The sequence below is a fragment of the Sphingobacterium gobiense genome (assembly GCF_002980575.1).
GTDB lineage: Bacteria > Bacteroidota > Bacteroidia > Sphingobacteriales > Sphingobacteriaceae > Sphingobacterium > Sphingobacterium gobiense.
In genome coordinates this window covers 539,663-557,095 of record NZ_PVBS01000002.1, presented here as the reverse complement: position 1 = coordinate 557,095, position 17,433 = coordinate 539,663, and the positions used below count along the sequence as shown (strand labels likewise).

Genomic DNA, 17,433 nt, shown 5'->3' with positions numbered 1-17,433 from the left:
GTCGAGAAGTAAAGACAAACGGAATAAAAAACACGGACAACTGTCCACTGAAGACGATTTAACGATGAAACAATATAAAGCGGTAAACTGGAATACCCCTGAAAACGATTATGTGTTAATGTTCTGGGAACAGAATATTAAACAATTCTGGATTGATACGGAATATATTCCTTCCAAAGACATCGACAGCTGGAAAGGATTGAGTTGGGACATGAAAGAATGCTATAAGAAAGCATTAGGCGGGCTAACCCTACTAGATACACTCCAAAGCCATACAGGTATGCCCAAAATCATCGACCATATCAATTCTTTGCAGAATAAAGCTGTATTGTCTTATATGTGTATGATGGAAGCCATACATGCAAAATCATATTCCACTATTTTCACGACGGTATCAACGACAAACGAAATTAATGATGTATTCGGCTGGGTAAAAGAAAACAAGTTCTTACAATACAAAGCTGCAACTATCGATAAATATTACCGTGCCATTGACAAGGAAAAAATTTCTGATGAAGAACTCTTCATGGCGCTTGGCGCATCAGTGCTACTAGAATCTTTCTTATTCTATTCGGGCTTCTTCTTACCGCTTTGGCTATGTGGTCAGGGCCAAATGGTAGCTTCCGCAGACATTATCAAAAAGATCATTGCAGATGAGTCCATTCACGGCGTATTTGTTGGTTTGATGGCACAAGAGGTATTCGCCAAACTTCCGAACAAGGAAGAAGTGAAAGCACGCTTCTTGAATTTGTTGAATGACCTGTATGAAAACGAGATTAAGTATACCGAAGAATTGTACACCGTCGTGGGCTTAACGGCAGAAGTGAAAGAGTATGTACGTTACAATGGAAATAAAGCGTTAATGAACCTGGGCTTCGACCCTATTTTCGAAGTTAAGCAGGTAAATCCCATTGTATTGAATGGGTTAAATACAGAAACCACGCAGCATGATTTCTTTTCGAAGAAATCTACAAACTACGAGAAAGCCATGGAGATTGTTCATTTAAAAGATGATGATTTCAAAATGGACGTCTCGTTAGAAGTATAAAGTTTAACAAACCGTATCTATTTAAATAAGCCTTTTTCAATATTGAAAAGGCTTATTTTTTTATCCGATCCCTCCTACTCAACGGCCCCGACATAAACCGAGTCCGACAACTCTTCCGTATACGCATCTACAACGCCCATATATACATATAGCGCTCCTTTTTTATACGTTAACAAATCACACATCATACTATACTCACCTTTATGCACATCTTCTTCCGCAATCTTAAATACAAACGCATGATCAATATCGTAAACTACAATATTAATTCTGTAGGTGTAACTACCCCGTACCGCTTCATAGTTCCACTTAAAATATAATGTGTTATTTTCTTGCCAAACCGAACAGTCTTTCGGCGGGTTCAAGCTGCCGCGGAACACACGTACTTTTTCCGGATTGACATACGGCTTACCTTTCTCGTCGATCTCCAAACATTCTTTGAAAATATGTGATTGGGCCAACTGTACGGCTCCTACCCGACTGCCTTTGGGAGCTAGCTCTCGATATCCGTAACGAAAACAGGGAACTAACATGGTAGCAAAATGACTGGCGGCCTTCATTTTCGCTCGGTTCAGAAGCATATCAGGTGTAGGTTTCTTTGTAGATGGTTTCCGCTTTCCCCGGATAATGTTCTGACCATTGAGTACATAGCCATAAACACTTCCTACTTTTCCGATATAAGCTCCGTTGGGTCCGTCTTTCTGTATAGCCATCTTTCGTTTTAATTTCGTTATCATTTAATAGGTATCTCAATATACGCAGATTATCCCTTAAGTGCAACTTTATAGGGAAATTAGAGGGTATTAATAGGGATATAATCTCTATTAATACCCTATTATACCCCTACTAACCCCCTGTTAACTCCCTATAAATATATAACAAGTATACAAGGGTGTTTAGACCTGCGAGCAAGCCTTGGAGCTGCAAGCAAAGTACAGCGGGTCTCAGCTTGCGAGTAGCAGGTTTAAAAGTGAAAGCCCTATGCAGAGAATGGTGTATTTAAAAATTGATTGGTGAATATGGTGCATTTTATTTACGTTTGTTATTAAACGGTCAAACGCAATAGTAATATATATGAAACCGAGATATAAATAATCATTAACACACAGGGAATGATTATTTGCTCGGGCTCTCATCAGCCATTAAGAAAAAATTTTAAACGGATGAAAATCATCGCCATAGGTAGAAATTATATCGATCACGCTAAAGAGTTAAATAACCCCGTTCCCGACAACCCGGTGATCTTTATGAAACCGGATACCGCATTACTAAAAGACAATAAAGATTTTTATTATCCTGAGTTTTCTCAGGACGTGCACTACGAAGTCGAAGTAGTATTTCGTGTTTGTAATGAAGCGAAGCATGTATCCCCTAAGTTTGCCTATAAATACGTTGATGCTATAGGCTTAGGCATTGATTTCACTGCTCGTGATATCCAATCCATCCATAAAGAAAAAGGTCTGCCGTGGGAGTTGGCAAAATCATTTGACCATTCTGCTGTTATCAGTCCACTTTTTCCAAAAGAAGACTTCCCTGACCTTAAAAACATTGCTTTCTCTTTAAAGAAAAATGGTGAAACAGTTCAATCAGGAAACACAAAAGATATGATTTTCGACATCGATAGCTTAATCGTATTCATTTCAAAATATATTACATTACGCAAAGGAGACCTTATCTATACCGGAACACCTGTAGGTGTAGGTCCCATCGTCGTAGGCGATAAATTTGAGGGATTTATACAAGATAACCCTGTGTTCAGTTGCCAGATAAAATAGAGATTCCGATATGATGAACAAGTATAAATTATTATATATCTGCTTAGGACTTGCCATAAGCATACAAGTACAGGCACAACATAAAGACATCATTACTTCGCGCAAATATCCCCAAGGATATTTCCGTAATCCGCTCAATGTAGCTATGGATGCATCCGGTACCTTCGGAGAACTGCGCTCTACCCATTTCCATGCTGGCGATGACTACCGCACACAGCAACGTATTGGCTTACCTTTACATGCAGCCGCTGAGGGGTATGTCTCCCGAGTACGTGTACAAATTGGCGGCGGTGGAAATTCTGTTTATATCGACCATCCAAATGGATACACAACGGTTTATTTGCACATGGATAAATTCAACGATGCGCTAACCAATATTATTAGAGCGGAGCAATATAAGCAACAACGATTTGATGTGGATGTCACGGTAGACTCCGGGGTGGTAAAACTGACAAAAGGACAATATATCGGGAATGCCGGCAATACGGGAGCATCCGGTGGTCCTCACCTACATTTTGAAATCCGCGACACCAAAACACAACGTCCCCTTAACCCACAATTGTTCGGGTTACGGTTCAACGATCGCTTTCTCCCTACCATCAACAACATCATGGTTTACGACCTAAACGATGATTTGTTCAACGAACATACACCGCGACAAGCTATGCAAGTAAAAGCGATCCGAAACGGTATATATACATTAACGCAAAACACACCGATTAAAGTAAATGGAAAATTTGGGCTGGGCATCAATACCATCGACCGACACCGTGCTGGAGGTTTCCGTAACGGTGTCTACTCCATTGAACTCTTTATCAACGGAGAAGCTATTTCGACGGTCGTCTTTGAGGAACTCGACTTTAACACCTCACGGGGCATACATTCCTATATCGACTATCCATATTGGCGAAAAACGAAAGCAAAAGTTCAAAAAAGCTTTAAAGATCCGGGTAATCCTATCGAGATATTTAAAGTCTTAAAGAATGTGGGTGTAATATCATTACCCGATGATAAAGTGTACGATGCGAAATATGTTGTTAAAGATATCGCGGGAAATTGCAGTGAGCTGAACTTTAAAATACAAACCGCTGCAGTTGCACAGCGCACCCAACAAAAACGCCAAGGTGCCCAATTATTCAAATACAATACGGAGAACACATTTGAGAACCAAGATATCCGGATAAATATGCCAACAGGCGTTCTCTATAGTGATTTAGACTTTACGTACAATACCGCTCCCCAACCTGCAGGTGGATACTCGGTGATCCATCGGGTACATAACAACTTAACCCCGTTATTTAGCACATATAATTTGCGCATCAAGCCCACGAACCTGCCCGCCCATTTGGAAAGCAAGGCTCTTCTGGCTTCTGTCGAAAATGGTTCAGAAGGTGGTAAGTTTGAGGATGGATGGGTAACGGTCAACACGCGAAATCTTGGAAGTTTCTACGTAGCTGTAGACACAGTGGCACCTACAATCACACCTCGCAACTTGAGCAATGGAAAAAATGTAAGTGCACAGAGAAAAATAGATTTTACTATTCGGGACAACTTTTCGGGCATCCAGTCTTTTAATGGCTATATAGACGACAGGTGGGTACTGATGGAGTATGACCCCAAAAACAAACATCTATGGCATACGTTTGACTCTTCTCTTTCCAAAGGACAGCATACCTTTAAATTGATGGTGAAAGACTGGAAAGACAATGAACAGGTATACGAAGTGAAATTTATTAAATAAGTACCATGACAACACTACAAATCGGCGATAAAGCGCCGGAAATTATTGCAAAGAACCAATCTGGAGAAATCATTAAATTATCCGATTTCAGTGGTAAAAAGGTTATTCTTTATTTCTATCCAAAAGACAATACGCCGGGATGTACCACCGAAGCTTGCAATTTTCGAGATAATTATCAATCATTAGTACAAGATGGGTTTGAAGTGCTGGGCGTGAGCATCGATAGCGAACAATCGCACCAAAAATTTATCAGCAAGTTTGACCTGCCTTTCAATTTATTGGCTGACGAAAATCAGAAAATAGTAAATGATTATGGTGTATGGGTAGAGAAAAATATGTATGGACGAAAATATATGGGAACGGCGCGAACTACTTTTGTGATTGACGAGCAAGGTATCATCCAACATATTGTTAAGAAAGTAGATAATAAAAATGCATCACAGCAGATTCGAGATTTAGTGACAAAGGATTAAATCTCTATTGTCTAATATCTAATATCTAATATCTATATTTGCGATTATGAGTAAGCAAACAGACGACTTTTTCAAAAACATTATATCACATGCGAAGGAATACGGGTTTGTATTCCCTTCAAGTGAAATTTACGACGGCCTAAGTGCTGTATATGATTATGGTCAATTGGGTTCGGAGTTAAAAAACAACCTCAAGACCTATTGGTGGAAATCCATGGTGCAATTAAATGAAAACATCGTCGGCATTGATGCGGCGATTTTCATGCACCCCACAACTTGGAAAGCGTCTGGGCACGTGGATGGGTTTAACGACCCCATGATAGACAATAAAGATTCGAAGAAACGTTATCGCGCGGATCAACTTATTGAAGATAAAATAGATCGTTACGAAAAAGACGGCAAAACCGACAAAGCAGCACAGCTTCAGCAGGATCTCGATGACGCTATTACCGCTGATGATTTAGTCCGTTTGAAGGTCCTCATTGAAGAGCATAATATTGTTTGCCCGATTTCGGGAACAAAGAACTGGACAGAAGTACGCCAGTTTAACCTTATGTTTGCTACGCAAATGGGTGCGATGGCAGAAGAAGCAGAAAAAGTATACCTCCGTCCCGAAACCGCCCAAGGTATCTTTGTAAACTTCCTTAATGTACAGAAGACTGGTCGTATGAAGATTCCGTTTGGAATCGCACAAATCGGTAAAGCATTCCGAAATGAGGTTATCGCTAGGCAATTTATCATGCGTATGCGTGAGTTCGAACAAATGGAATTACAATTTTTCGTTCGTCCCGGAACAGAAATGGAATGGTACGAAAAATGGAAGAAAACACGTTTGAAATGGCACATGGCTTTAGGGGCCAATCCAACCAAATATCGTTATCACGACCATGTTAAACCCGCACACTATGCGAACGCAGCTGTCGATATTGAATATCAGTTTCCGTTTGGATTCAAAGAAGTAGAAGGAATACATTCGCGTACAGATTTTGATCTGAAACAACACCAGGAGTACTCTAAAAAGAAAATGCAGTACTTCGATCCGGAAATCAATCAAAACTATGTTCCGTATGTGGTTGAAACTTCCATCGGTTTGGACCGCTTGTTTTTAACGGTACTAGCGAATTCTTTGGTTGAAGAAGATTTGTCAACCGAGGATAAAAAGGATTCACGTGTTGTGTTGAAATTCCACCCTGCTATTGCTCCAGTAAAAGCTGCGGTATTACCCCTCACCAAAAAAGACGGACTCCCTGATAAAGCACGGGAGATTATGACCAAGTTGAAACTAGACTTTAATATCCAATACGACGAAAAGGACGCTATCGGAAAACGTTACCGTCGACAAGATGCAATTGGTACACCGTTCTGTATTACGGTCGATTACCAAACACTCGAGGATGATACCGTAACGATCCGCCATCGCGATAGTATGGAGCAGGAACGTGTTCCGGCAGCTGACCTCCGCAATATTATTAGTGGACTCGTTAGTTGGAATAACCTATTGGAACAATTGGTATAATGAAAATTGTAGTTTTAGATGGTTATACGCTCAATCCCGGTGATCTAACCTGGGAATCGCTAGGAGAACTGGGAGACCTTATCGTCCATGAACGCACTTCAGAAAACGAAATTGTCGAGCGTGCTGTGGATGCCGATGTGCTTCTCACCAATAAAGTACCGTTGTCCGCAGAGGTAATCAATGCTTTACCGAAGCTAAAATACATCGGTGTTACTGCTACGGGGTATAATATTATCGATATGGAGTGCACCAAAGAACGAAATATAACTGTCACTAACGTTCCAGGGTACAGCACCGCTTCGGTTGTACAATTGACATTTTCCCTTCTTTTAGAATTGTGCTACCGTACGCAACGTCATAGTGATGCCGTAATGGGAGGTAAGTGGTCGTCAAACCCAGATTTCTGTTTTTGGGACTACCCGCTAACCGAGTTATCCGGAAAGACCCTCGGTATTATAGGATTTGGAAGTATCGGACAAAAAGTAGCCGATGTAGGCCTAGCTTTCGGCATGCCTATCTTGGCATCGAGCCGCACAAGAACCGATCAATCACATCGAAAAAACTTTCAATGGGTTAATCGAGAAGAACTCTTTGCACAGGCAGATATCATCAGTTTGCACTGTCCGCTGACACCGGAAACCGAAAACATCATCAACATGGAGTCCTTGTCGCAGATGAAATCCTCTGCCAAGCTCATCAATACCTCAAGAGGCGGATTGGTTAATGCCCAAGATCTTGCTGATGCATTGAATGACGAACGCATAAGTGGTGCAGGATTAGATGTATTGGCAACGGAACCTCCATCAACTGATAATCCACTTTTGAAAGCGAAAAACTGTATCATCACGCCGCATATAGCTTGGGCAACCAAAGAAGCTAGATTTCGTCTGATGGACACGGTGATAGGAAACATAAAAGCCTTCTTGCAGGGTGACCCAGTAAACGTATTGTAAAAAGGAGACGCGATGAACCGAGAGAGCACTAAGCGGGCTCGCAGGCGGTAATCGCGTCTCTAATCAAAATCAAATTATAACTTGTCTTTACAAAAATTATTTACTTAATTGAAGTCAACTTGTTTTTCGCCACTCCATTTTTCATTTAAGCGAACAACAAATTCGCCATTAGGTGTATCCAACAACTTGCCACGAAACAGTAGCTGCATATTGTTATGGATTTCGCTCTCAACTTCGAACCTCGTTATCAATTTATCTGCTATATCATAAGCTTCCACAACGTAGCTTAACTGCGTGGGAACTATCGTATTTCCAATAAACTGATTAAAAAACAGCTCCTTATCGTCCCTAAACTCAGGAAGGATAACAATTTCCGAGACATCTTGTACAGGATTGTCCATCGCGGGATGAAAAGGTGCATAGAAGTTTGGCGCATGCCCCTGCTTGATGACAAGCTTGGCTACATGTGACATTTCTTGCGTATCTGTAAATGCAAACCTGATCTCGCTATAATAACGGTTCAACTCGATCTCCTTATGCATATCTCCATTGACAGAAAAAGTATCTAAAACACCAAAAATCTTCGCCTTATGATTGGCAAACGTATTGGCAATAAAGTATCCGTCTGCATTTCCGCTTTCGGGAATACTTAATGCTGCATTGGACACATTCGTTACGAAGGATGCAATATAATCTCCCGAAGGGAGTACTAGTCGGAAATCCGATAATTCCCCTTCTCGGAAATGATCAGCTCCAGAGAGCACCATATTTTTGGTTGTCGCATCAAAAATATGATAGTGCACTCGGCGTACGCTAGCATCAGCTAGCTCTTCGGCGATTCCAGACAACCGGAAATTATCGACACGTACAATACCGGTAACCTCGTTATAATCACCTGCACTTCCACGGTTGCCAGCTTCGGGAATCAATTTCACATATAAATCCTTTGAAAAATCCAGTGGTAGTTCTTCCAACGAAAAAGTAAATGGATTTCTTGCTTGCGGTGTATTTGTATTGGCAAATTGATTATCCTCTTTAAGCACAATATAACTTTCTCCATCTTGAGAAAACAAAAGCGAGAAGCCTTTTGGTCCGGTCCCGGACGAACTCACATCAAAAGCTAATTCATGAACCTCAAGCACCTGCGCTAATGGCATTTTGAAAATTAATTCGTTCAAGCCTTTTAACGATAGCGCTCTTCCAGCTGCATAGCTTTCGTAACTCCAACCAACAGCAAACTCATCGGGCATCAGTCCCTGATTATAGGTAATATTCCAATGTGTACTGGGATAAATATCAGGCATCAAGGTTTCCGTATTGAAAGACCAATAATAAATATAGCCCTCTTGCGTGTTTTTGATAAAATTGTCAGCAATAGCGCGTTTTCTAACATCGTCTGCTGTCTGTACTTTTGTTCCCAAAGGGGAAACTAGGTCCTCAAATTCCTGGAATCTGAAGCCTATGGTATAGTTTTCTTTACCATCATTGGGCTCTACTGCATCTTTCTTGCAGGAAGCCATGTTAAGCATGATAAACAAGATGGAAAAACTATACCAAACCGAATGGATTGGTCTTTTCATCATAGTTCAGTTATCAAGTTATAATTCAATTGATAACCAAATATAAATAACGTGCATAAGAAAACCAAATACCATTTGATTTTCTTATGCTGCTGACATCATTAGCTTTTATCTTATCCTATTCACTGAACAATATAAACGATGCTACAGAAAACGTTTTGCCTATTGTCTCCACAGGGACAAAACGCAGATATTTATCTTCAACTGGTGTGATTAACATAATCGTTTGCTCAATAGGATTTGCCTGAATATTCGAAAATTCTCCGGTTTTAATCGCTTTCCATTCTTTACCATTTGCACTTGTCGCAATCTCATACTTCAACACAGTACCGTCTTTCTGTCCGTCTTGACGTGGCAAATAACTTATTGCAGAAACCGGTTTCTTCAGTTCAAAGACAATTCCTGCTTGAATTTCGGAAAGTGTTTCGAAAGTCTCCGGATTATTGTCCACACCCTTAGGCAAGCCATTACCCGTTTGTATGTTAAAATCACCGACGGCGAGTCTGGTTTGCCCGCGGTTGGCACCCTCGTCAAACGCAAACGGTTCTTTAAACTCTTTGAACAAACCGAAGTCACTTAGCGTCGGTGTTACCGGTGCGTGCAATTTGACTTTCAACTTCGTTGCTCTTACAGGTTTCGCTAAGCGAATAAGCCGATTCGCACCAATACTTGTTGCCAATGCCAGTGGTGTCCATTCGCCATCTTGAAAGATAGCTATCGATACACTGTCCAATCGCTGTCCCAACTTAATATTTTCACGTAGACGAATGATATCAAATGTTTGTTCCGAGGATAATGTAATCTCTAGCTCCGGTTCCAATATTCCGTCATCAGGCGCATAATAGCTATAGCGATCATCATCTAGTAACCACTTTGTACCAAACTTATCCGCGTTACCACGTGTATTGGAAGCGTTGATTGCGGCCCCTTTGGCTAGGTTCTGCCCAAACGTCCTTTCTATCTTTCGACCGAAAGCCCGCAAAGACTTTACATCGTTGGCGTGCAAATAACCCGCCGGCATCGGCGCTAACCCTAAGTTCATGTTTGCGCCACGTCCTACCGACTTGAGGTAAATCTCAAATAATTGATCCGGAGTTTTCACTTCGTTGTCTTGATCAGGATGATAGAACCAGCCAGGACGATGGGGCACATCACATTCTGCCGGGATCCAATGTTCACCGTTGCGCGTGCCTGTAGTGGATTCCGCGTAATCTGCGTCTCCCGGCACAGCTGGACGGCCGTCTACTCCCCTTGGCGTATAGGTTGCCCAACTTGTTTCCGCTGCAAATCCTTTTTCATTACCGACCCAGCGCATATCCGGACCAACATCTGAAAAAATCATCGCCATCGGCTGCTTTTCTCGTACGATTGGCCATGTTTTTTCATGCCATTCGTAATAAGTTGAACGGTCAATAATCCGCTTCTCCTTCTTTCCACCGTAATATCCATCTCCACCATTTGCTCCGTCGTGCCATGACGTAAATAATTCACCATATTGGGTCATCAGCTCCATCAGTTGCTCGCGGTAAGCTTCTGCATACGCTGAACTGCCGTAGCGCGTATCATTTCTGTCCCAAGCAGACAAGTATACGCCAAATTTCATTCCGTGGTCGTGAGTAGCTTGCATAAATTCCTTTACCATATCCCCCTTCCCATCTTTCCAGGGGGAACTGGCTACACTATAATTTGTTGTTGCAGTAGGCCACAAACAAAAACCGTCGTGATGCTTTGCTACAGAGATCAACCCTTTGAACCCTGCCGATGCTGCAGCAGCTGCAATTTGTTGCGCATCAAAATGCTGCGGGTTGAAAATCTGAGGATCGGCATCGCCAAAGCCCCACTCCTTATTTTGAAAGGTTGTCGGCGTATAATGAATTAAAGAATACATCTCCATTTCGTGCCAGCGCAGTTGGCGTTCTGTCGGTACCGCCCCGTAAGGTTCGGGTTCAGCGACCTCTTGCATACATGCTGTCACAGGCAAAATAAAAGATAGTAAGAGTACTCTTGATTTTTTCATGTCCTAGTCTTTTGTACTATACTTCGTGAAAATAATAATTTAATTCGATACCATCTTAAGGTAGAAAGTTATTTAAATTTTTGTACCTTAATAGTCGCATTTAAAATTAGAAATCATGGCTAAAATTACATTTAAAGGGACAGCAGTACATACGCAAGGTGACCTACCCGCAGTTGGATCTTCTGCCCCCGACTTCAAATTAACCGCAGGCGATTTATCAGAAAAGAGTTTGAATGACTTTAAAGGAAAAAAAGTGGTCTTGAATATCTTTCCTAGTATCGACACAGGGACCTGTGCCATGTCGGTCAGAACATTCAACGAGAAGGCTTCGGGATTGGAAAATACAGTCGTACTCTGCATCTCACGTGATCTTCCTTTTGCGCAAGGACGATTCTGTGCTGCAGAAAACTTGGACAACGTTGTTACCCTTTCCGAATATAAAGACAGTAACTTTTCAGATGCATATCAACTAAAGTTCGTGGATGGCCCATTGACCGGCTTATTGAGCCGCTCAGTTGTCGTCATTGATGAAGAAGGAAAAGTCGTCTACACCGAACAGGTTGCTGAAACGACAGAAGAACCGGATTACGAAAAGGCTTTAGCAGCCTTATAGAAACTGGATGTCAGGAGCTAGGTATAGAAGTTAGAAATTTGATTTTACCCTAGCTCCTAGCACTTTATCCGTTTTTATCGCTAGACACTTCCAAAGCCTGTACGATATCCCCGATGATATCGTCTTTGTCCTCAATACCTACCGATAGGCGAACACTTCCGGGTTTAATACCAAGGCTTAAACGCTCCTCTTCGCTCAACTTTGAGTGCGTAGTCGAACCTGGATGTGTAGCGATAGAACGTGCATCACCAAGATTAGAGGTATACAAAATCATTCGTAACGCATCCAAAAACCGAAATGCGCGCGTTGCTCCGCCTTTAACTTCAAAAGTAACAATACCGCCACCGGCTTTCATCTGTTTAATCGCTAGGTCATATTGCGGATGTGATGGCAAAAACGGATACTTCACGTCCGTTATCTCTGGATGTCTTTCCAATGTTTCAGCTAATGCAAGCGCATTGCTGCAATGTCTTTCCATACGCAAGCTTAAAGTATCTAGACTTTTTGATAACACCCACGCATTAAAAGGAGACATTGCCGGACCCGTATGTCGTATGAAGAACATCAATTGATCAATTAGATCCTGTTTACCAACGATAACACCGCCTAACACACGCCCTTGTCCATCCATATACTTGGTCGCAGAATGAATGGAAAGATCAAAACCATATTGCAATGGCTTCTGTAAATAAGGAGTTGCAAAACAATTGTCGATCGCAAAAATAACATGGGGATGTTTTTCTTTCAACGCCCCTAAGAATGCTAAATCGGCTAACTCCAAACCGGGATTGGAAGGAGATTCAAGAAAAACTATTTTCGTATTTGGTTGGATAGCGCGTTCCCATGCTTCGTTATCGACGGCATCCACATACGTGTGCGTTACTCCCCAGCGCGGGAACAATTGTGTCAAAAGTTGATGGGTGGAACCAAACAACGCCCGAGCCGAAACAATATGGTCTCCCTGTCCGATGAAACCTGCAAAAGAGGCGAAAACAGCCGCCATCCCCGAAGAGAATGCTAAACCAGCTTCCGCATCTTCCATGATGCAAACTTTATTTATAAATTCCGCTGTATTAGGATTTGCATAGCGCGAGTAAACCATTCCGGATTCTTCTTCTGCAAATATAGCCCGTCCCTGCTCTGCATTATCAAAAATAAAACTCGATGTTAAATATAACGGAACGGAGTGCTCTCTACTTGCTGACCGTGGCGCTTGTTCTCTTATAATTTTAGATTGATCTTTTTTCATCTGTATAATTTCTCTTTCAATGGTGATGAAGCTATCAGATTTATTCATCCCCCTGTGTGATTTGAATAAACCATGATGGTCATGAGCAGCAAAGTTAAAGTTTTTTCCATATTTTCAGGACACAAAATATTATGCTGGCATATAGTTTGCTATCTTTGTTAATTAGGAATCTATAAACCTATTAATGCGTTTTATGTAAAACACAGTTTATGCAGATAAAAAAACTACTACTCGGATTGTTACTTGCCAGCCCTACCGTACTATGGGCACAGGGGTCGCAAGTAAACACACAAGGACAAAAAGCCGTCGGTATGGCTGGTGCCGGGTCAGCACTTTTTGTAGACGAAACGTCCATCTTCTACAGTCCCGGTGCACTGTCCAAAATGGATCATAATGCGGTATCAATAGGAGCTAGTGCCGTTATGTATCGTTCCGCATTTCGCGAGTTTAATAGCAACGACGTACACCACACGAAGTTTAAGATTTCGCCTCCATTCTCCGTCTTTGCAACATTTGGCCCCAAAAATTCTTGGTGGAAAGCCGGTCTTGGCGTATACACACCATTTGGCGGTTCTGTTGATTGGGGCGATCAGTGGCCTGGCCGTTACGAACTGAATCACCTGCAAATGCGGGCTATATATATCCAACCCACATTAAGTTTCAAACTAACAGAAAACTTTGGTATCGGCGGGGGTTTCGTCTACAACGTGGGTTTAGTTGATCTTTCGCGCTCCATTCCTACAGCGTCGGCTGACGGCGCACCTGGACGAGCAGAGCTTTCTGGAATGGGAACAGGTATGGGTTTTAATGTAGGCGTACATTACCATTTAGAGGACGAGTTCGCAATCTCGCTAAGCTACCGTTCTAAGGTCACCACTAAGCTTAAGGATGGTGATGCAGAATTTACGGTGCCGCCCGCTTTAGCAACCTCCTTTCCAAACACAACATTCGACGCAGAACTTCCGCTACCGAGTTCGTTCAACATAGGGCTTACATTCCCCGCTAGTGAACGCCTGGATATCGCCGCCGACGCTACTATCATCGGCTACAGTGTATATAAAGAACTCGTTTTCGACTATAAAGACAATACCCCAGTGTTAGAAGACACAAAACAGGAGAAAAAATACGAAAATGCACTATCGGCTAAAGTGGGGATCAATTATGAAGTATGTGACCGCTTTGATTTACGAGCAGGAGGAGGCTATGTCTATAGTCCTGTGCGGGGACCTTACGTATCGCCTGAAACCCCTGACAACAATAGAATTATGGGATCTATAGGCTTTACATACGATCTTAATGACCGATGGGACCTTACGGGTGCATATGTTTTTCAGCGCATCCTAGAACGGACTGTAACAAGTGCGAATACAGGACTTTCTGGTACATATAAAACAAATATTCATGCTCCTGGCATATCCTTAACTTATAAATGGTAATGATAATGAAAAGAATATTCAAAAATATAGCGCTATATATTGGTGTTTTATCCACGTTTGTAGCCACCTCCTGTAAGCCCGAGATCGAGGGCTTTCAGACCACGCCAGGAGAGGCCAACTTCTCAAAATACATTGCTGTTGGAAATTCTTTAACAGCAGGTTTTGCCGATGGAGGACTATACCTTGAAGGGCAACAGGTGGCGTTTTCTAACCTCATCGCTGAGCAATTGCGACAAGTAGGCGGAGGTGATTTTCGAAGTCCATTTTTCTCTGAAAATGAACGTAATGGCTCAGGATATTTACAACTTAAAGATCTTGTTAACGGACAACCGGTAATGGAAAATGTTACCGATAACTTGGCTTACCGTGAACCGGGGAAACTGAGCAAATACACCGATGATATTGAAAACCTAGGCGTCCCGGGGATGCGGTTGGATCTTTCTACCGAAGGGTGGTTTGGAAGCATGAACATGTATTTTGAGCGGCTTTTATCAGATTCCGACGTTGGAATGAAAACTTATATGCAATTTGCCACAGAAAAAAACCACACATTTTTCAGCTTTTGGCTAGGAAACAACGATGTGCTAGGTTACGCCATGAATGGTGCCGTAATAAACCCGAACGATCCCACAACGGTGTTGACAGCAACAGCTACGTTTAAGCAAACATACAGCGATTTTATCGCCGAACTTACTGGAAACGATCGGAAAGGTGTGGTGGCGACTATTCCGGATGTAACAGCCATTCCTTTTTTCACTACGGTGACACGAGAATCATTGATTGCTGCCGTGAAAGCGCAGAGTGGTCAAGATATCCAGGACATCTATATCGAAATTGGCACAGGTACATCCAGAGCAGCATCGGACGATGATTTGTTCATACTGCCCTTTGCGTCGGCAGGATTACTGGGTAATACATCAGGGGAAAATCCGGCACCTTATGGTCTGCATCCGTCCAATCCCGTCGAAAGCAAATACGTATTGGACAGCGATGAGGTGATGGCTATTCAGGCTCGTGTAAAGGCGTTCAATAATATCATTAAAGAGATCGCTAAAGCAGAGGGATTGGCGTTGGCTGATGCGCATGCTTATCTCAATCGTGTTCAACACCCAGGTATCCTCTACAATGGAGTCGCCGTCAACGCATCGTTTATTACCGGGAACGCGTTTTCATTGGACGGGGTACATCTTACACCAATGGGAAATGCGCTCATTGCAAACCTTTTTATTGAAGCTATAAACAAACAGTATCGTAGTAGAATTCCAAAAGTGGACGCTTCAAAATATCGCGGAGTGAGGTTTCCCTAGTCACAACGCACGTTAATTAACCCAGAAAGCTTACTTTTGAATAAAATTGTTAGCAATAATTATATTAAAGGAAATTGAATAGATGAAAATCCATTTGCAACGTAAAAACGAGGCCGTTCATTTTGAGGGCTCGAGTGAGCTTGGCAACGTCAAAGTAAATATTGATGGTTCTGAGAGTATAGGCGGAGAAGGCAAAGGTGTACGCCCCATGGAACTGGTGCTGATGGCTTTAGGTTCTTGTAGTGTATTCGATCTTTCTAGCATACTTAAGAAGCAACGTCAAATCATAGAAGATATACAGGTTGAGGTAGAGGGAAAACGTCGGGAAGAAGTTCCCAATATTTTCACCCACATTCACATCACTTTTACGTTAAAAGGACAACTTGACGAAGCAAAGGTATATAAAGCGGCGGAACTGGCTGTAAAGAAATATTGTTCCGTTCATGACATGTTAGCTGCAGGCGGTGTAGAGATTACATATAGTTTGAAATTTGCTTAAGCCACGACCTCATCACTGTTTTTTTCATAAAAAAGCGCTTTATGCGACATCTTGGCGGCATCGGCATCGGGTAAGCATTCCAAATGCCCCACATTGACCCGGTCTACCAATTGCGAGAGCGTATCTGTCATCGCGTTGAATAAATCTTTATTCCAACGAAGAGCGGTACAACTTGGAAGGACAGCAATTAGACCTTCCATGCCCTTTTTCCGTGTAAACCTATTCAATGGAGCTTGTTCTAACCGTACAAAACCTTTAAGCTCTACACGCTTATCTTTGTAACACGGTGTTTTTCCACTCCAGGGTGTTCCATATATCATAACCTTTCCGTCTTCCTCAAGCCGCACGACAGGATTATCATCGTTTAGCAATTCCGTATTTGGAATATGTTGAAGCCAAAGTCTACTATGGGTACTCTTCCCCGTACCACTCTTTCCCAAAAATGCTACACCTTGCTTGTTCTTGTAAGCAATAACGGAAGCGTGAATCAAAATAAGCTGATGCTGTAATCCCACCTGACCAAAAACCACCATTAATAACCAACTGACAAACTCGCCCATACGCGGATCTTCCGATTTGCCGTATAAGACGGATTCTCTGAAATCTTTCGTACTCTTCATCATCCACTGCTTATCCTTCACATTGTGTTTTATCAGTGTAACAAATGCTCCTTCCTGCTCATAGAAACGAAAATTATCGCCCCACACAAGAGAAATATCACTTCGAAGTGCACCCCATTCTTCCTCCGAGGGTACTTCCTCTTCCTTAAAGGTCACGACTGCTACAGATGTTCCGTCCCCCCGATCCTTACGAAAACCGACAAAGGAAGATAAAACATTATCCAGATTTAATGTTGAGGGAAAACGTAATTCTAATTGTAAACCGGCGATTTCATAATAGTGGTTTGTCAATATTGGCTTTTTTTCGGCTTCCATATCTTTATACATCTACCTACGCTTCCAAAAGACCAGCTTTATCAAATTCTTGGATTAAGGATTCCGCATCGGCTATGGCCTTCTCTCGCGATACGTCATAGCGTTCACATAAGCGTGTAGCTATCTGCTCTACGTTGACTTCCTTTCCTGTCAATTGTTCCCAGAGCCAAGCAGCGGTCTCATTAAGGGTATGGACTTTGGAAAGGTCTACCATGCCCTGACTTGGATCTACCATAATATAATCGTCCCCGACTTTTCTAAGGACTAAATCTTGTCTTAACTTCATAATGA

16 protein-coding genes are annotated in these 17,433 nt (G+C 42.1%); 10 read left to right on the top strand and 6 right to left on the bottom strand.

The window, feature by feature from the left end:
- Window positions 1–64: 64 nt before the first annotated feature.
- Window positions 65–1,048 (top strand): class 1b ribonucleoside-diphosphate reductase subunit beta, encoded by a 984-nt coding sequence (gene nrdF / locus C5749_RS11415; RefSeq protein WP_105726139.1) that lies wholly within the window; start codon window positions 65–67, stop codon window positions 1,046–1,048.
- A gap of 74 nt (window positions 1,049–1,122) precedes the next feature.
- On the opposite strand, the gene C5749_RS11410 is transcribed toward nrdF, so the two are convergent.
- Complete coding sequence (locus C5749_RS11410) at window positions 1,123–1,761, bottom strand: hypothetical protein (RefSeq protein ID WP_146113742.1); 639 nt, start codon at window positions 1,759–1,761, stop codon at window positions 1,123–1,125.
- A 450-nt stretch (window positions 1,762–2,211) separates the two neighbouring features.
- Between C5749_RS11410 and C5749_RS11405 the strand changes: the two genes are divergently transcribed.
- Genes C5749_RS11405 through C5749_RS11385 form a run of 5 tightly spaced genes read left to right on the top strand, consistent with a single transcriptional unit; the run spans window position 2,212 to window position 7,506 of the window.
- Window positions 2,212–2,823, top strand: coding sequence for a fumarylacetoacetate hydrolase family protein (locus tag C5749_RS11405; RefSeq protein WP_105726135.1), 612 nt, complete (start codon window positions 2,212–2,214; stop codon window positions 2,821–2,823).
- A gap of 10 nt (window positions 2,824–2,833) precedes the next feature.
- Window positions 2,834–4,564 (top strand): M23 family metallopeptidase, encoded by a 1,731-nt coding sequence (locus C5749_RS11400; RefSeq protein WP_245893732.1) that lies wholly within the window; start codon window positions 2,834–2,836, stop codon window positions 4,562–4,564.
- Between the two features lie 5 nt (window positions 4,565–4,569).
- The gene (bcp, locus tag C5749_RS11395; protein ID WP_105726133.1) at window positions 4,570–5,037 is read left to right on the top strand and encodes a thioredoxin-dependent thiol peroxidase; all 468 of its coding nucleotides are present in this window, start codon (window positions 4,570–4,572) and stop codon (window positions 5,035–5,037) included.
- Window positions 5,038–5,083: 46 nt separating this feature from the next.
- A complete protein-coding gene (locus C5749_RS11390) occupies window positions 5,084–6,553 on the top strand; it encodes a glycine--tRNA ligase (RefSeq protein WP_105726131.1) in 1,470 nt (489 codons plus the stop codon).
- Window positions 6,553–7,506 carry a D-2-hydroxyacid dehydrogenase gene (locus C5749_RS11385; protein WP_105726129.1) on the top strand — a complete coding sequence of 318 codons (954 nt, stop codon included), beginning with the start codon at window positions 6,553–6,555 and terminating at the stop codon, window positions 7,504–7,506. Before C5749_RS11390 ends, C5749_RS11385 begins: the two co-directional genes overlap by 1 nt.
- 104 nt (window positions 7,507–7,610) lie before the next feature.
- Here C5749_RS11385 and C5749_RS11380 read toward each other — a convergent pair whose 3' ends face one another.
- Window positions 7,611–9,089, bottom strand: a complete 1,479-nt coding sequence (locus tag C5749_RS11380) for a meiotic nuclear division 1 family protein (protein ID WP_105726127.1) — start codon at window positions 9,087–9,089, stop codon at window positions 7,611–7,613.
- A gap of 115 nt (window positions 9,090–9,204) precedes the next feature.
- Window positions 9,205–11,103 carry an alpha-L-fucosidase gene (locus C5749_RS11375; RefSeq protein WP_105726125.1) on the bottom strand — a complete coding sequence of 633 codons (1,899 nt, stop codon included), beginning with the start codon at window positions 11,101–11,103 and terminating at the stop codon, window positions 9,205–9,207.
- 115 nt (window positions 11,104–11,218) lie between these two features.
- Here C5749_RS11375 and tpx point away from each other — a divergent pair, with 115 nt between their 5' ends.
- Complete coding sequence (gene tpx, locus C5749_RS11370; protein ID WP_105726123.1) at window positions 11,219–11,716, top strand: thiol peroxidase; 498 nt, start codon at window positions 11,219–11,221, stop codon at window positions 11,714–11,716.
- A gap of 64 nt (window positions 11,717–11,780) precedes the next feature.
- Here tpx and C5749_RS11365 read toward each other — a convergent pair whose 3' ends face one another.
- Window positions 11,781–12,965 carry a trans-sulfuration enzyme family protein gene (locus C5749_RS11365; RefSeq protein WP_105727008.1) on the bottom strand — a complete coding sequence of 395 codons (1,185 nt, stop codon included), beginning with the start codon at window positions 12,963–12,965 and terminating at the stop codon, window positions 11,781–11,783.
- Between the two features lie 209 nt (window positions 12,966–13,174).
- Here C5749_RS11365 and C5749_RS11360 point away from each other — a divergent pair, with 209 nt between their 5' ends.
- From C5749_RS11360 to C5749_RS11350, 3 genes are all read left to right on the top strand, one after another.
- Window positions 13,175–14,401 carry an OmpP1/FadL family transporter gene (locus C5749_RS11360; RefSeq protein WP_245893731.1) on the top strand — a complete coding sequence of 409 codons (1,227 nt, stop codon included), beginning with the start codon at window positions 13,175–13,177 and terminating at the stop codon, window positions 14,399–14,401.
- A gap of 5 nt (window positions 14,402–14,406) precedes the next feature.
- Window positions 14,407–15,708 carry an SGNH/GDSL hydrolase family protein gene (locus C5749_RS11355; protein WP_245893730.1) on the top strand — a complete coding sequence of 434 codons (1,302 nt, stop codon included), beginning with the start codon at window positions 14,407–14,409 and terminating at the stop codon, window positions 15,706–15,708.
- A gap of 82 nt (window positions 15,709–15,790) precedes the next feature.
- Window positions 15,791–16,207 carry an OsmC family protein gene (locus C5749_RS11350; RefSeq protein ID WP_105726119.1) on the top strand — a complete coding sequence of 139 codons (417 nt, stop codon included), beginning with the start codon at window positions 15,791–15,793 and terminating at the stop codon, window positions 16,205–16,207.
- On the opposite strand, the gene C5749_RS11345 is transcribed toward C5749_RS11350, so the two are convergent.
- Window positions 16,204–17,142, bottom strand: coding sequence for a hypothetical protein (locus tag C5749_RS11345; RefSeq protein WP_146113741.1), 939 nt, complete (start codon window positions 17,140–17,142; stop codon window positions 16,204–16,206). The genes C5749_RS11350 and C5749_RS11345 overlap by 4 nt on opposite strands.
- Before the next feature lie 16 nt (window positions 17,143–17,158).
- Window positions 17,159–17,428, bottom strand: a complete 270-nt coding sequence (locus tag C5749_RS11340; RefSeq protein ID WP_105726115.1) for a PqqD family protein — start codon at window positions 17,426–17,428, stop codon at window positions 17,159–17,161.
- Window positions 17,429–17,433 lie beyond the last annotated feature (5 nt).

What these genes read in the sequence shown, in the direction of transcription:
- nrdF (WP_105726139.1), top strand. Translation starts at nt 65, where the DNA reads ATGAAACAATATAAAGCGGTAAACTGGAATACCCCTGAAAACGATTAT.
- C5749_RS11410 (WP_146113742.1), bottom strand. Translation starts at nt 1,761, where the DNA reads ATGGCTATACAGAAAGACGGACCCAACGGAGCTTATATCGGAAAAGTA.
- C5749_RS11405 (WP_105726135.1), top strand. Translation starts at nt 2,212, where the DNA reads ATGAAAATCATCGCCATAGGTAGAAATTATATCGATCACGCTAAAGAG.
- C5749_RS11400 (WP_245893732.1), top strand. Translation starts at nt 2,834, where the DNA reads ATGATGAACAAGTATAAATTATTATATATCTGCTTAGGACTTGCCATA.
- bcp (WP_105726133.1), top strand. Translation starts at nt 4,570, where the DNA reads ATGACAACACTACAAATCGGCGATAAAGCGCCGGAAATTATTGCAAAG.
- C5749_RS11390 (WP_105726131.1), top strand. Translation starts at nt 5,084, where the DNA reads ATGAGTAAGCAAACAGACGACTTTTTCAAAAACATTATATCACATGCG.
- C5749_RS11385 (WP_105726129.1), top strand. Translation starts at nt 6,553, where the DNA reads ATGAAAATTGTAGTTTTAGATGGTTATACGCTCAATCCCGGTGATCTA.
- C5749_RS11380 (WP_105726127.1), bottom strand. Translation starts at nt 9,089, where the DNA reads ATGATGAAAAGACCAATCCATTCGGTTTGGTATAGTTTTTCCATCTTG.
- C5749_RS11375 (WP_105726125.1), bottom strand. Translation starts at nt 11,103, where the DNA reads ATGAAAAAATCAAGAGTACTCTTACTATCTTTTATTTTGCCTGTGACA.
- tpx (WP_105726123.1), top strand. Translation starts at nt 11,219, where the DNA reads ATGGCTAAAATTACATTTAAAGGGACAGCAGTACATACGCAAGGTGAC.
- C5749_RS11365 (WP_105727008.1), bottom strand. Translation starts at nt 12,965, where the DNA reads ATGAAAAAAGATCAATCTAAAATTATAAGAGAACAAGCGCCACGGTCA.
- C5749_RS11360 (WP_245893731.1), top strand. Translation starts at nt 13,175, where the DNA reads ATGCAGATAAAAAAACTACTACTCGGATTGTTACTTGCCAGCCCTACC.
- C5749_RS11355 (WP_245893730.1), top strand. Translation starts at nt 14,407, where the DNA reads ATGAAAAGAATATTCAAAAATATAGCGCTATATATTGGTGTTTTATCC.
- C5749_RS11350 (WP_105726119.1), top strand. Translation starts at nt 15,791, where the DNA reads ATGAAAATCCATTTGCAACGTAAAAACGAGGCCGTTCATTTTGAGGGC.
- C5749_RS11345 (WP_146113741.1), bottom strand. Translation starts at nt 17,142, where the DNA reads ATGGAAGCCGAAAAAAAGCCAATATTGACAAACCACTATTATGAAATC.
- C5749_RS11340 (WP_105726115.1), bottom strand. Translation starts at nt 17,428, where the DNA reads ATGAAGTTAAGACAAGATTTAGTCCTTAGAAAAGTCGGGGACGATTAT.